At 73.2% G+C, this 13,141-nt stretch carries 11 protein-coding genes and 1 riboswitch; of the genes, 9 read left to right on the top strand and 2 right to left on the bottom strand.

Annotated features, from left to right (window positions below):
- Window positions 1-99: 99 nt before the first annotated feature.
- The 4 genes from ACGFYH_RS22590 (at window position 100) to ACGFYH_RS22575 (ending at window position 4,908) form a co-directional block, all read left to right on the top strand.
- The gene (locus ACGFYH_RS22590) at window positions 100-1,467 is read left to right on the top strand and encodes a M16 family metallopeptidase (RefSeq protein ID WP_393804956.1); all 1,368 of its coding nucleotides are present in this window, start codon (window positions 100-102) and stop codon (window positions 1,465-1,467) included.
- Entirely contained in the window at window positions 1,464-2,852 is a 1,389-nt protein-coding gene (locus tag ACGFYH_RS22585) for a M16 family metallopeptidase (RefSeq protein ID WP_393804955.1), read from the top strand. The genes ACGFYH_RS22590 and ACGFYH_RS22585 overlap by 4 nt, the downstream gene beginning before the upstream one ends.
- Before the next feature lie 191 nt (window positions 2,853-3,043).
- A riboswitch (cyclic di-AMP (ydaO/yuaA leader) is annotated at window positions 3,044-3,208 on the top strand.
- Between the two features lie 12 nt (window positions 3,209-3,220).
- Window positions 3,221-3,985: a M23 family metallopeptidase gene (locus ACGFYH_RS22580; protein WP_393804954.1), complete on the top strand. Its 765-nt coding sequence runs from the start codon at window positions 3,221-3,223 to the stop codon at window positions 3,983-3,985.
- Window positions 3,986-4,212: 227 nt separating this feature from the next.
- Window positions 4,213-4,908, top strand: a complete 696-nt coding sequence (locus tag ACGFYH_RS22575) for a GntR family transcriptional regulator (protein WP_393804953.1) — start codon at window positions 4,213-4,215, stop codon at window positions 4,906-4,908.
- Window positions 4,909-5,025: 117 nt separating this feature from the next.
- Here ACGFYH_RS22575 and ACGFYH_RS22570 read toward each other — a convergent pair whose 3' ends face one another.
- Entirely contained in the window at window positions 5,026-5,307 is a 282-nt protein-coding gene (locus ACGFYH_RS22570; protein WP_007445064.1) for an HPr family phosphocarrier protein, read from the bottom strand.
- A gap of 199 nt (window positions 5,308-5,506) precedes the next feature.
- Here ACGFYH_RS22570 and ACGFYH_RS22565 point away from each other — a divergent pair, with 199 nt between their 5' ends.
- From ACGFYH_RS22565 to ACGFYH_RS22550, 4 genes are all read left to right on the top strand, one after another.
- A complete protein-coding gene (locus ACGFYH_RS22565; protein ID WP_393804952.1) occupies window positions 5,507-8,350 on the top strand; it encodes a GNAT family N-acetyltransferase in 2,844 nt (947 codons plus the stop codon).
- Between the two features lie 73 nt (window positions 8,351-8,423).
- The gene (locus tag ACGFYH_RS22560; protein ID WP_393804951.1) at window positions 8,424-9,020 is read left to right on the top strand and encodes a DUF5998 family protein; all 597 of its coding nucleotides are present in this window, start codon (window positions 8,424-8,426) and stop codon (window positions 9,018-9,020) included.
- Window positions 9,020-10,213, top strand: a complete 1,194-nt coding sequence (locus tag ACGFYH_RS22555) for an alkaline phosphatase family protein (RefSeq protein ID WP_393804950.1) — start codon at window positions 9,020-9,022, stop codon at window positions 10,211-10,213. The genes ACGFYH_RS22560 and ACGFYH_RS22555 overlap by 1 nt, the downstream gene beginning before the upstream one ends.
- 50 nt (window positions 10,214-10,263) lie before the next feature.
- Window positions 10,264-10,914 (top strand): thymidine kinase, encoded by a 651-nt coding sequence (locus tag ACGFYH_RS22550; protein ID WP_393804949.1) that lies wholly within the window; start codon window positions 10,264-10,266, stop codon window positions 10,912-10,914.
- A gap of 200 nt (window positions 10,915-11,114) precedes the next feature.
- Here the strand turns inward: ACGFYH_RS22550 and ACGFYH_RS22545 are convergent, their stop codons facing one another.
- Window positions 11,115-11,918 (bottom strand): VOC family protein, encoded by an 804-nt coding sequence (locus ACGFYH_RS22545; RefSeq protein WP_393804948.1) that lies wholly within the window; start codon window positions 11,916-11,918, stop codon window positions 11,115-11,117.
- A gap of 249 nt (window positions 11,919-12,167) precedes the next feature.
- Between ACGFYH_RS22545 and ACGFYH_RS22540 the strand changes: the two genes are divergently transcribed.
- Window positions 12,168-13,019, top strand: a complete 852-nt coding sequence (locus ACGFYH_RS22540; protein ID WP_393804947.1) for a sulfurtransferase — start codon at window positions 12,168-12,170, stop codon at window positions 13,017-13,019.
- Window positions 13,020-13,141: the final 122 nt, after the last annotated feature.

Genomic DNA, 13,141 nt, shown 5'->3' with positions numbered 1-13,141 from the left:
AGTGGCAGGATCGGCGGAATTCCGCAGTTCCACCCAATGATTCAGCAAGTGATTCCACCAAGTGATTCCACCAAGGATTTCGCGATCGAAGGGACGTACATGCCCATGGGTCACACGGCCACAGCCCAGGCAGACTCCGGCGGCCTGACAGCGACCGAGCACCGCCTGGCCAACGGCCTGCGCGTGGTGCTCTCCGAGGACCACCTGACCCCGGTCGCGGCGGTGTGCCTCTGGTACGACGTCGGCTCCCGCCACGAGGTCAAGGGACGTACCGGCCTGGCTCACCTTTTCGAGCACCTCATGTTCCAGGGCTCCGCCCAGGTCAAGGGCAACGGCCACTTCGAACTGGTGCAGGGAGCCGGCGGCTCGCTCAACGGCACCACCAGTTTCGAGCGGACCAACTACTTCGAGACCATGCCCGCCCACCAGCTGGAGCTCGCCCTCTGGCTGGAGGCCGACCGCATGGGCTCCCTGCTGGCCGCCCTTGACGAGGAGTCCATGGAGAACCAGCGGGACGTCGTCAAGAACGAACGCCGCCAGCGCTACGACAACGTCCCCTACGGCACGGCGTTCGAGAAGCTGACCGCCCTCGCGTACCCGGAGGGCCACCCCTACCACCACACGCCGATCGGCTCGATGGCGGACCTGGACGCGGCGACCCTGGAGGACGCGCGCGCGTTCTTCCGCACCTACTACGCACCGAACAACGCGGTGCTGTCGGTCGTCGGCGACGTCGACCCCGAGCAGACGCTCGCCTGGATCGAGAAGTACTTCGGCTCCATCGCCTCGCACGACGGCAAGCAGCCGCCGCGGGACGGGTCGCTGCCCGACGTGATGGGCGAGCAGCTGCGCGAGATCGTCGAGGAGGAGGTCCCGGCCCGCGCCCTGATGGCCGCCTACCGCTTGCCGGAGGACGGCACGCGCGCGTGCGACGCGGCCGACCTGGCCCTCACCGTCCTGGGCGGCGGCGAGTCGTCCCGCCTGTACAACCGGCTCGTACGCCGCGACCGCACGGCCGTCGCCGCCGGATTCGGCCTGCTGCGGCTCGCCGGGGCGCCCTCCCTGGGCTGGCTGGACGTGAAGACGTCCGGTGACGTCGAGGTGCCGGTGATCGAGACCGCCATCGACGAGGAGCTGGCCCGGTTCGCCGAGGAGGGTCCCACGGCCGAGGAGATGGAGCGCGCCCAGGCTCAGCTCGAGCGCGAGTGGCTGGACCGCCTGGGTACGGTCGCGGGCCGCGCCGACGAACTGTGCCGGTACGCCGTCCTGTTCGGCGACCCGCAGCTCGCCCTCACCGCCGTACAGCGGGTGCTCGAGGTGACCGCGGACGAGGTCCGGGAGGTCGCCAAGGCCCGCCTGCGGCCCGACAACCGCGCCGTGCTCGTCTACGAACCCACCGCCCCCGGCGACACGCACGACGCCGACACGCACGACTCCACCGACGAGAACGAGGAGGCGGCCAAGTGACCGAGCTCGCCACCATGGAATTCCACGCACAGCCGCAGGCCGGCGAGCCCAGGCCGTGGGCGTTCCCGGCCCCCGAACGCGGCAGCCTCGACAACGGCCTCACCGTGCTGCGCTGCCACCGCCCCGGTCAGCAGGTCGTCGCCGTCGAGGTGCTCCTCGACGCGCCCCTGGACGCCGAGCCGGCCGGTCTCGACGGCGTCGCCACGATCATGGCGCGCGCATTCTCCGAGGGCACCGACAAGCACTCCGCCGAGGAGTTCGCCGCCGAGCTGGAGCGCTGCGGCGCCACCCTTGACGCGCACGCCGACCACCCCGGCGTCCGGCTGAGCCTGGAGGTGCCCGCCTCGCGCCTCGCCAAGGCCCTTGGTCTGGCCGCCGACGCGCTGAGGGCACCCGCCTTCGCGGACAGCGAGGTCGAACGGCTGGTGCGCAACCGGCTCGACGAGATCCCGCACGAGCTGGCCAACCCCTCCCGCCGTGCGGCCAAGGAGCTCTCCAAGGAGCTGTTCCCGGCCGCCTCGCGCATGTCGCGCCCCCGTCAGGGCACCGAGGAGACGGTCGCGGCCATCGACTCGGCGGCCGTGCGCGCTTTCTACGAGAGGCACGTCCGCCCCGCCACGGCCACCGCCGTGGTCGTCGGCGACCTCACCGGGGTCGACCTCGACACGCTGCTCGGCGACACCCTGGGCGCGTGGACCGGCTCGGCCGCCGAGCCGCGCTCCGTGCCCCCGGTGACCGCCGACGACCGGGGCAGGGTCGTCATCGTCGACCGCCCCGGCGCCGTCCAGACGCAGCTGCTGATCGGCCGCACCGGCTCCGACCGGCACGACCGCGTGTGGCCCGCGCAGGTGCTCGGCACCTACTGCCTCGGCGGCACCCTCACCTCCCGACTGGACCGCGTCCTGCGCGAGGAGAAGGGCTACACCTACGGCGTGCGGGCGTTCGGGCAGGTGCTGCGTTCCGCGCCGGACGGTTCGGGCGCCGCGATGCTCGCCATCAGCGGCTCCGTCGACACACCCCACACCGGTCCCGCCCTCGACGACCTGTGGACGGTGCTGCGCAAGCTGGCCGCGGAGGGGCTCACCGACGCCGAGCGTGACGTGGCCGTGCAGAACCTGGTGGGCGTGGCGCCGTTGAAGTACGAGACGGCGGCGGCCGTGGCGAGCACCCTGGCCGACCAGGTCGAACAGCACCTCGCCGACGACTTCCAGGCGACGCTCTACCGTCGACTCGCCTCCACGGGCACCGTGGAGGCCACGGCGGCGGTCGTGAACGCCTTCCCGGTGGACCGTCTCGTGACGGTCCTCGTCGGTGACGCGACGCAGATCAAGGCGCCGGTGGAGGCCCTCGGCATCGGTGAAGTCACCGTGGTGGCGGCCGAGTAGCGGCACACGCGGACGGCGGCCCCGGTGACCGGAGTGTCATCAGGGCCGCCGTTTGTCCGAATTGGGGGAGTGGCTGCCCTTCTGCCCTGTGGTGTGCGCTACAAAAACCCTGTTGCGTTTGAGGATTGAAGACAGCCGCGTTTAGCGTCGTCCAGGCTGTTCGTCAGGCAGTGCGCCGCACCCGCGGCACCGGACAGTCATCGCCGAGTCCCCGTACGGCGCGAGCCAGGGGAGCCGGGGACCCATCGCAGTCCCTGGGGTGAATCGGACGCCCGCGCGCACCGTGAGGGGGTCCGTAGGAGACCTTCCTGCTCCGAACCCGTCAGCTAACCCGGTAGGCGAGAGGGAAGGAAAGGACCAGCCTCTACATGGCGTTCACGCGCGCCACCGGGAAGCACCGCCGTACCGGCCGGGTGCACCGCACCACCGCCCGCGCGGCGGGAGTCGCGGCCCTCGCGACCACCGGCGTCGTCGGCACCCTCGCCGCTCCGGCGCTCGCCGCCGAGGCCGAGGTGGAGCAGAGCGGACTCACCCCGGTCGTCACCATCGGCGACTCCATAGCCGACGAGATCGACGCCCAGGCCGTCGCACAGAAGCAGGCGGCCGTGGACGCCGCCGCCCGTCAGGCGGCCCAGGAGGCGGCCCGCGAGCGGGCGGCCGAGGCGGCCAAGGAGGCACGCGAGTCGAAGGAGCGCGCCGCGCGGGAGGCGGAGCGCAAGCGCCTCAACACCTTCGTCGCGCCGATCACCGCCTCCTACGTGTCCACCGCGTACCGGGCCGGCAGCTCCCTGTGGTCCTCCGGCAGCCACACCGGCATCGACTTCCACGCCGCCGGCGGCACCACCGTGCACGCGGTCGGCGTCGGCACCGTCGTCGAGGCCGGCTGGGGCGGGGCGTACGGCAACCAGGTCGTGATCAAGATGCACGACGGCACGTACACGCAGTACGGGCACCTGTCGTCCATCGGCGTCTCCGTCGGTCAGTCGGTCGGGCCGGGCCTGCGGATCGGTCTCTCCGGCGCCACCGGCAACGTCACCGGGCCGCACCTCCACTTCGAGGCCCGAACGAGCCCCGAGTACGGCTCGGACATGGACCCCGTCGCCTACCTCCGCGCCCACGGCGTGAACGTCTGACGACGGACAAAACGGCGGGGGAGGTACGGAACGGCCGTCACGGCACCCGAAAGCCCCGACTGGGCGAGCCGGGGCTTTCGCATTCCGTTCCTCCCCGGCGGACGCCCGCAGGCCAAAAGATATCCACGAAATCCGTCCCGCCGTCGGAATACCCGCCTGATTGGCCTAGAGTCGCTGAGTACGCGTCAGTCGTCGACGTTCCACGGGGATTAAGACGGAGGTCGGTCATGCGAATTCCGGCGCATTCGGTGTGCACGGCGATCAGGGACGACATCGTCGCCGGGGTGCACGGACGCGGGGGCCGGCTCACCGAGGAGCTCCTCGCCCGCCGTTACGGCGTCTCCCGCGTCCCCGTCCGCGAGGCCCTGCGCACGCTGGAGGCCGAGGGCTTCGTGGTGACCAGGCGGCACGCGGGCGCGTGCGTGGCGGAGCCCACCGAGCGGGAGGCCGCCGACCTGCTGGAGACCCGCACCCTCCTGGAGCCGCTCGGCGCCTCCCGGGCGGCCCGGCGCCGCACCGATGCCCACCTCAAGGTACTGCGCGGCCTGGTAAGGCTGGGCAGGGAGCGCTCCCGGCACGGGCACGGCGAGGACCTGCGCGCGCTGGAGGGCTGGTTCCACGAGACCCTCGTGCAGGCCGCCGGCAGTCCCTCCCTGACGGCGATACTGACCCAGCTGCGCCGGAAGATCACCTGGATGTACGTCGTGGACGCGCCGGCCGGTGCGGTGGACCACTGGGTGGAGCGCGGCGCGGTCGTCGACGCGGTGGCGCGGGGTGACGGGGACCGCGCGCGGGCGCTCATGGCGCTGCACGTCGAACGGTCGACGGCGGCGCACCGGCTGCGCTTCACCTCCGGCGGCGGCCGCCCGGACGGTGTGAGGAACGCGCAACGTTCCGTAAACATCCCGAGCCTGCGGCATTAACGCGAGCGCCGTATACAAAAGAGGGCCAATTCCCGGGGTTGTTTTCTGCTGCCCGGAAAAGGGGCGGGGAAAAGGCCCGCCCGGTGGTCCGGGCGGGCCTTTTCGTGTGCCGTCACATCAGACGGTCTCGGGAAGCTCCTCGAGCCCCTCGGCGACCAGCTTCGCCAGCCGGTCCAGGGCCGCCTCCGCGCCCTCGGCGTCGGAGGCGAGGACGATCTCCTCGCCGCCCTGGGCGCCGAGGCCGAGGACGGCCAGCATGGAGGCCGCGTTGACGGGGGACCCGTCGGCCTTGGCGATCGTCACCGGGACGCCTGTGGCCGTGGCGGCTCGGACGAAGATGGAGGCGGGGCGGGCGTGGAGACCCTCCGCCCAGCCGACGTTGACGCGGCGCTCAGCCATGTGATGCTGCCCTTCAGGTGTTCGGAGGGGTTAGGTTGTCTAGACCAGTGTTGTCTAGACCAGTTTCCCACATCGTGAAGCAGGCCGGGACGACCGCGTGCCGTCCCGGACGGTCCTCGGACCGCGGCCTCGGTCCGAGCTTCCGTCCTCCACAGACTGCCCCGCGCCGTTGTCGTACGCGAGCCGTACTCTGGGGCCCATGCAGACCCCGTCGGACCGGCACGAGTATCCCGCTCACTGGGAAGCCGACGTGGTGCTGCGCGACGGCGGCACCGCGCGCGTCCGCCCCATCACCGTCGACGACGCCGAGCGCCTGGTCAGCTTCTACGAGCAGGTTTCCGACGAGTCGAAGTACTACCGCTTCTTCGCGCCGTACCCTCGCCTGTCCGCCAAGGACGTCCACCGCTTCACGCACCACGACTTTGTGGACCGGGTGGGACTCGCGGCCACCGTCGGCGGCGAGTTCATCGCCACCGTACGCTACGACCGGATCGGCGCCGGCGGAACGCCCGCCCCGGCTCCGGCCGACGAGGCCGAGGTCGCCTTCCTCGTCCAGGACGTCCACCAGGGGCGCGGCGTCGCCTCCGCGCTCCTGGAACACATCGCCGCCGTCGCCCGCGAGCGCGGGATCCGCCGCTTCGCCGCCGAGGTGCTGCCCGCCAACAACAAGATGATCAAAGTCTTCATGGACGCCGGGTACACGCAGAAGCGGAGCTTCGAGGACGGTGTGGTCCGCCTGGAGTTCGATCTCGAACCCACCGAACGTTCGCTGGCCGTGCAGTACGCGCGCGAGCACCGTGCGGAGGCCCGTTCCGTCCAGCGGCTGCTGCAGCCCGGTTCGGTCGCGGTCATCGGCGCCGGCCGTACCCCGGGCGGCGTCGGCCGCAGCATCCTCGGCAACGTCCGGGACGCGGGCTACACGGGCCGGCTGTACGCCGTGAACAGGGCCTTTCCCGAGGATCAGAAGGAACTCGACGGTGTCCCGGCGTGCCGTTCCGTGCGCGACATCGCCGGGCCCGTCGACCTGGCCGTCGTCACCGTGCCCGCCGAGCACGCCCCCGCCGTCGTCACCGAGTGCGGGGAGCACGGCGTCCAGGGACTGGTGGTGATCTCCGCCGGATACGCCGACAGCGGCCCGGAGGGACGCGAACGCCAGCGCGCCCTCGTACGGCAGGCGCGCACGTACGGCATGCGCATCATCGGGCCCAACGCCTTCGGGATCATCAACACCTCCCCGGACGTGCGGCTCAACGCCTCTCTCGCCCCCGAGATGCCGCGACCCGGCCGGATCGGCCTGTTCGCCCAGTCCGGCGCCATCGGCATCGCCCTGCTGTCCCGGCTGCACCGCCGCGGCGGCGGGGTCACCGGGGTCACCGGCGTGTCCACCTTCGTCTCCTCCGGCAACCGTGCCGACGTCTCCGGCAACGACGTCCTCCAGTACTGGTACGACGACCCGGAGACCGACGTCGCGCTGATGTACCTGGAGTCCATCGGCAACCCGCGCAAGTTCACCCGCCTGGCCCGGCGGACCGCGGCGGCCAAGCCCCTGGTCGTGGTGCAGGGAGCCCGGCACGGCGGCGTGGCACCGCAGGGGCACGCCGTCCGGGCGACACGGCTGCCGCACGCGACGGTCTCCGCGCTGCTGCGGCAGGCCGGCGTGATCCGCGTCGACACGATCACCGACCTGGTCGACGCGGGGCTGCTGCTCGCCCGCCAGCCGCTGCCCGCCGGACCGAGGGTGTCCGTCCTGGGCAACTCGGAGTCACTGGGCCTGCTGACCTACGACGCGTGCCTTTCCGAGGGACTGCGACCGCACCCCCCGCTGGACCTGACCACCGCCGCGTCGGCCGACGACTTCCACGCGGCCCTGTCCCGGGCCCTGGCCGACGACACCTGCGACGCGGTCGTGGTGACCGCCATCCCGGCGGTGGGGGAGGGGCCGGCCGGGGACGCCGCGCTGGCGGAGGCCCTGCGATCGGCGGCGGCCGCGGTCCCCACCAAGCCGGTCCTCGTGGTCCACGTGGAGCTGGGCGGCCTGGCGCAGGCCCTGTCCGCGGCGGCGAGCACCGCTCCCCAGGCCGCTCCCAGTACTGCCCCCCGGGCCGCCTTCAGCCCTCCCGAGGAGGCTCCGCCCGCGGCCCCGGCCCAGCCGCCGCCCCCCGTCCGGGCCCCGGAGGGGACCCACCTCATCCCCGCCTACCCCGCCGCCGAGCGTGCCGTCCGCGCCCTCGCCCGGGCCGTCGCCTACGCACAGTGGCGACGCGACGCCGCCGACCCGGGCAAGGTGCCCGAGTACGAGGACATCGACGAGAAGGGCGCCGCCGCGCGGATAGCGGGGCACCTCGCGCGCGGCCAGGGGCTCACCCTCGGCGCCCAGGAGACCTGCGACCTGCTCGGCGGGTACGGCGTCCACGTCCACCGCGCCCTGCCCGCCCCCACTCCCGACGACGCCGCGGCCGCCGCGCGGACCCTCGGCTACCCCGTCGCCCTCAAGGCCACCGCCCCCCACCTGCGCCACCGCGCCGACCTGGGGGGCGTACGCCTCGACCTGGCGGACGAGGAACAACTGCGACGGGCCTACGGCGAACTGACCGGGCTGTTCGGCACGCCCGCGGAGCTGCGCCCGGTGGTGCAGGGCATGGCACCGCGCGGTGTCGACACGGTCGTACGGGCCGTCATCGACCCGGCGGCCGGCGCGGTGCTCTCCTTCGGCCTCGCCGGCGCAGCCACGCAGCTGCTCGGCGACATGGCGCACCGGCTGATTCCGGTCACCGACCGGGACGCCACGTCGCTCATCCGCTCGATCCGCACGGCGCCCCTCCTCTTCGGCTGGCGCGGCTCGGCGCCCGTAGACGCCGCCGCCCTTGAGGAGCTGCTGCTGCGGGTCTCCCGGCTGGTCGACGACCACCCGGAAGTCGTCGCGGTCACCCTGGAACCGGTCGTGGTCGCCCCGCGCGGCCTGAGCGTCCTCGGCGCCTCCGTCCGCCTCGCACCCCCTCCCGCCAGGGACGACCTGGGCCCGCGGACCCTGCCGGCCTACTGATCCGCCACGGCCCGGGCACGGCCCACCACGGGTACCGCGGGAGCGTCCCTCGCAGTCAGCGGGTCCCCGTAGGATGGACGGCATGGCCAAGACCAGTACGACGACCCAGGGGCTGCGAGCGGCGATCGAGCGCAGCGGCTACTACCCGGCCCTCGTGGCCGAGGCGGTGGAGGCCGCCGTGGGCGGTGAGCCCGTGCGGTCGTACCTGGTGCATCAGGAGACGACGTTCGACCAGAACGAGGTACGCCGGCACGTGACCGTGCTGGTGCTCACCGGCAACCGCTTCATCGTGAGCCACACCGACGAGCAGGCCGCCGACGACACCTCGCCGACGCCGTACACCACGACGTCCACGGAGTCCGTCAAGCTCGGCCGGATCTCGTCCATCGTCGTCAGCCGCGTCGTCGCCAACCCGGAGCAGTACAAGCCGGGCACCCTGCCCCGCGAGATCGTGCTGACCATCGGCTGGGGCGCCGTCTCCCGCCTCGACCTGGAACCGGCCGCCTGCGGCGACCCCAACTGCGAGGCCGACCACGGCTACACGGGCAGCTCGACGGCCGACGACCTCAGCCTCCGCGTCAGCGAGGCCGGAGACGGCCCCGAAACGGTGCGCCAGGCGCTCAGCTTCGCGCAGGCCCTCTCCGAGGCGACCGCGGACTCCGCCCGCTGATGGTGCAGCACACCGCCTGGGACACCCACCCGGAACCGCTCCCCGTCGAGTCCGCCCCCGTACCCGAGTACGGCACGGGCTCCCTCGCCGACCTGCTGCCCACCCTGGCCGCCGGCCTCGGCGTCCCCGGCATGACCGCGGGCATCACCGAACTGACCCCCGCCGACCGCAACTGCGTGTTCCTGATCGACGGCCTCGGCTGGGAGCAGCTGCGCGCCCACCCGGACGACGCCCCCTTCCTCAGCTCGCTCGTGGGCAGTTCCCGCGGCGGCACCGGGCGCCCGATCACCGCCGGTTACCCGGCGACCACGGCGACCTCCCTCGCCTCCGTCGGCACCGGTCTGCCGCCGGGCGCCCACGGCCTGCCCGGCTACACCGTGCGCAATCCGGACTCCGGCGCGCTGATGAACCAGCTGCGCTGGCTGCCGTGGACCGCGCCCGCCCCCTGGCAGCCGTACCCCACGGTCTTCGGCCTCGCCCACGAGGCGGGCGTGCACGCCGCCCAGGTCTCCTCGCCGACCTTCGCGAACACCCCGCTGACCAAGGTCGCGCTCAGTGGCGGCGAGTTCCACGGACGCCTGTCCGGCGAGGACCGGATGGACTGCGCAGCCGAGCAGCTGGCCGCCGCCGACCGCGCCCTCGTCTACACCTACTACGCCGAGGTCGACGGCGCGGGCCACCGCTTCGGCGTCGACTCCGACACCTGGCGCGGCCAACTCGGGCACGTCGACCGGCTCGTCCAGCGCCTCGCCGAACAGCTGCCGTCGCGCAGCGCCCTGTACGTCACCGCCGACCACGGCATGGTCGACGTGCCTTTCGACGAGGAGCACCGCATCGACTTCGACGAGGACTGGGAGCTGAAGGCGGGCGTCGCCCTGCTCGGCGGCGAGGGCCGCGCCCGGCACGTGTACGCCGTCCCCGGTGCCCGGAGCGACGTGCTGACCTGCTGGCGCGAGGTTCTCGGCGAGCAGTTCTGGGTGGCGTCCCGGGACGAGGCGATCGCGGCGGGCTGGTTCGGCCCACGCGTCGACGACCGGGTGTACGACCGCATCGGCGACGTGGTCGCCGCCGCGCGCGACGACGTCCTGCTCATCGCTTCCGAGCGCGAACCCAAGGAGTCGGCGATGGTCGGGAACCACGGCTCGATGACCCCTGCCGAGCAGCTCCTCCCGCTGCTCGAAGTACGCTCCTGACGCCCACCGACGCCGCCACTCCTCCTTCGCCGAAAGGTGCCCGACCCCTCATGCCCGAGCTGGTCTTCTTCTCCGGAACGATGGACTGCGGGAAGTCGACCCTGGCTCTGCAGATCGAGCACAACCGCTCGGCGCGCGGCCTGGCCGGCATGATCTTCACCCGCGACGACCGCGCGGGCGAGGGCAAGCTCTCCTCGCGCCTCGGTCTCGTCACCGACGCGGTGGAGGTCGGGGACGGCCAGGATCTGTACGCCCACGTCGTCGACCACCTCTCGCAGGGCGGCCGCGTGGACTACGTCATCGCGGACGAGGCGCAGTTCCTCGCGCCCGACCAGATCGACCAGCTCGCGCGCGTGGTCGACGACCTCGACGTCGACGTGTACGCCTTCGGCATCACCACCGACTTCCGCTCCAAGCTCTTCCCCGGCTCCCAGCGGCTGGTGGAGCTGGCCGACCGTGTCGAGGTGCTCCAGGTCGAAGCCCTGTGCTGGTGCGGCGCCCGCGCCACGCACAACGCCCGCACCATCGGCGGCGTCATGGTCGTCGAGGGCGCCCAGGTGGTCGTCGGCGATGTGGCCCAGTCCCCCGACGAGGTCGGCTACGAGGTGCTGTGCCGACGCCACCACCGGCGCCGTACGACCGCCGCGACGGCCCGGGCGGCAGCGCTCTCGCCGGACGTGCTGCCGGTGTCGCCTGCTTGACGCCATGGCGGGCGTGTCCCCGCGGAAGGGGTTACCGCCCTCAGCGCCTCCCGGACCTCGCCGACGGTCGCCGTGGCCCGGACCCCGTGGCCGGGAGGAGGGCGGGGCGAGCACCACGAGGAGCGGCCGGTCTCCTGTACGCCGAAGCCGGCGAATGACCGAGCGGGGGTGCACCGGCTCTCCAGGAGGACCGTCGGCAGTCACCGCTCGCTGTGCAGCAGCGCGAACCGCGCCCCCTCCGGATCCGCCACCATCGCCACCCGGCCGTAGGGCGTGTCCTGCGCGGGCCTGAGGACATGCCCGCCCAGCCCGACGAGACGCCCCAGGGACTCGTCCGCGTCGGCCACCTCGAAGTACGTCACCCAGTGCGGCCCCCGGTCGCGGGGCAGGGCGGTGCCGACGCCGTGAAGACCGGCGACGGGGCGGCCGTCGAGGCACAGGGTCACGTAGTCGACGTCGGCTGAGACCCCAGGGCCCAGTTCGAAGCCGAACACCGTCTCGTAGAACTTGGCGACGCCCGCCGCCTCGTAGGTCGTCAGTTCGTTCCACGCGGGGGCGCCGGGTACGCCCGTGACGGCGGTGCCGAGGTGCGCCGCGGCCTCCCAGATGCCGAAGACGGCGCCCGACGGATCGGAGCCGAGGGCCAGGCGACCGGCCTCACCGGCGTCCAGCGGGCCGACGCCGATCGTGCCACCGCACAGGCGCACCGTCTCGGCCGTCCGATCGACGTCGTCGGAGGCGAAGTAGGGCGTCCAGGCGATGGGCAGCTGCCGGTCCGGGGGCAGTTGGCCGATTCCCGCCACCCCTTGCCCGTCGAGCAGGGCCCGTGCGTAGGGGCCCAGTTGCTGCGGTCCTGGTCGGAACTCCCAGCCGAACAGGGCCCCGTAGAAGTCGTGGGTCGCGGCCGGCCCGTGCACCATCAGACTCACCCAGCAGGGTGTGCCGGGTGCGCGCCGGGCGTTCGTCTCGCCGCTTCGGCCGGCCGACCCCCGTGCGTAGGTCATCGTCACTCTCTTCTCGGCCCTGCGCGGGCCGTGCGTCCGCTTCCGTCTGACGGATTCCGCTCCGACGGACCTCCGCGCCGGTGCCGGCACCGGATCCGGTGCCGCGCACTTCGGGCGCGCTCGTGGGCAGCCCGGCTGCCCGCCGGTACAGCATGTGCCCGAACCCGTACGCCTCGTGATCGGTGCTGTCCGGCGGGCAGAGTAGCCCGACATCGACGTCTCGGCCACTCGGTACGCCAGGATGGGGCCATGAACGCCATCATCTCCGCATCCGAACTCGTCGACGAACTGGCCGGCGCCGGCCCTCCCGTCCTGCTCGACGTCCGCTGGCAGCTGAGCACGGCTAAGGCGGCCGGCGCCCCGCCGTTCGACGGCCGGGCCGAGTACGCGGCCGGGCACCTTCCCGGTGCCGTCTACGTCGACCTGGACAGGGAACTCGCCTCCGCGCCCGGCGCGGGCGGTCGGCACCCGCTGCCCGACGTGGCGGAGTTCGGCGCGACGATGCGCCGGGCGGGCGTGTCGTCCGGGCGGCCGGTCGTCGCCTATGACGGAGGCCAGGGGTGGGCCGCGTCCCGCGCCTGGTGGCTGCTGCGCTGGACGGGTCACCCGAACGTGCGGGTCCTGGACGGCGGGTTGGCGGCCTGGGAGGCGCCGCTGTCGACGGACGTCCCGACGCCCGTGGAGGGCGACTTCACGCCGGCGCCGGGTACGGCGGGCCTGCTGGACGCGGACGGGGCCGCCGCGCTGGCCCGCTCCGGGGTGCTGTTCGACGCCCGCGCGGGGGAGCGTTACCGAGGCGACGCCGAGCCGGTCGACCGGGTCGGCGGCCACATCCCGGGCGCCGTGTCCGCGCCCACGTCCGACAACGTGGCGTCGGACGGCCGCTTCCTGCCCGCGGAGGAACTCCGGGCGCGTTTCGAAGCCCTGGGCGCCAAGGAGGAGGGAGAGGTCGGCGTGTACTGCGGCTCGGGCGTGTCGGGTGCTCACGAGGTGCTCGCGCTGGCGGTGGCGGGCATCCCCGCGGCGCTGTACGTGGGCTCGTGGTCCCAGTGGTCGTCGGACCCGGACCGGCCGGTCGCGGTGGGGCCCGACCCGCAGTAGGCCCGTGCACGCGGGGGGGGGCGCCCCCCCCCCGGGGGGGCCCCCCCCCCGGGGGCGGCAGGGTGGTGGGCGCCCGGCGCAAAACCCGGCGCCCGGCGGAGTCGCGGGGGACTCCACCGGCT

The sequence above is a fragment of the Streptomyces sp. NPDC048392 genome (assembly GCF_043200575.1).
Taxonomy (GTDB): Bacteria; Actinomycetota; Actinomycetes; order Streptomycetales; family Streptomycetaceae; genus Streptomyces.
The sequence above is the reverse complement of the archived record's forward strand: the minus strand, read 5'-3'. Positions and strand labels throughout refer to the sequence as shown.

Coding starts and splice junctions, on each gene's coding strand:
- ACGFYH_RS22580 (WP_393804954.1), top strand. CDS start 3,221: ATGGCGTTCACGCGCGCCACCGGGAAGCACCGCCGTACCGGCCGGGTG.
- ACGFYH_RS22560 (WP_393804951.1), top strand. CDS start 8,424: ATGGACGGCATGGCCAAGACCAGTACGACGACCCAGGGGCTGCGAGCG.
- ACGFYH_RS22565 (WP_393804952.1), top strand. CDS start 5,507: ATGCAGACCCCGTCGGACCGGCACGAGTATCCCGCTCACTGGGAAGCC.
- ACGFYH_RS22540 (WP_393804947.1), top strand. CDS start 12,168: ATGAACGCCATCATCTCCGCATCCGAACTCGTCGACGAACTGGCCGGC.
- ACGFYH_RS22545 (WP_393804948.1), bottom strand. CDS start 11,918: ATGACCTACGCACGGGGGTCGGCCGGCCGAAGCGGCGAGACGAACGCC.
- ACGFYH_RS22590 (WP_393804956.1), top strand. CDS start 100: ATGCCCATGGGTCACACGGCCACAGCCCAGGCAGACTCCGGCGGCCTG.
- ACGFYH_RS22575 (WP_393804953.1), top strand. CDS start 4,213: ATGCGAATTCCGGCGCATTCGGTGTGCACGGCGATCAGGGACGACATC.
- ACGFYH_RS22550 (WP_393804949.1), top strand. CDS start 10,264: ATGCCCGAGCTGGTCTTCTTCTCCGGAACGATGGACTGCGGGAAGTCG.
- ACGFYH_RS22570 (WP_007445064.1), bottom strand. CDS start 5,307: ATGGCTGAGCGCCGCGTCAACGTCGGCTGGGCGGAGGGTCTCCACGCC.
- ACGFYH_RS22555 (WP_393804950.1), top strand. CDS start 9,020: ATGGTGCAGCACACCGCCTGGGACACCCACCCGGAACCGCTCCCCGTC.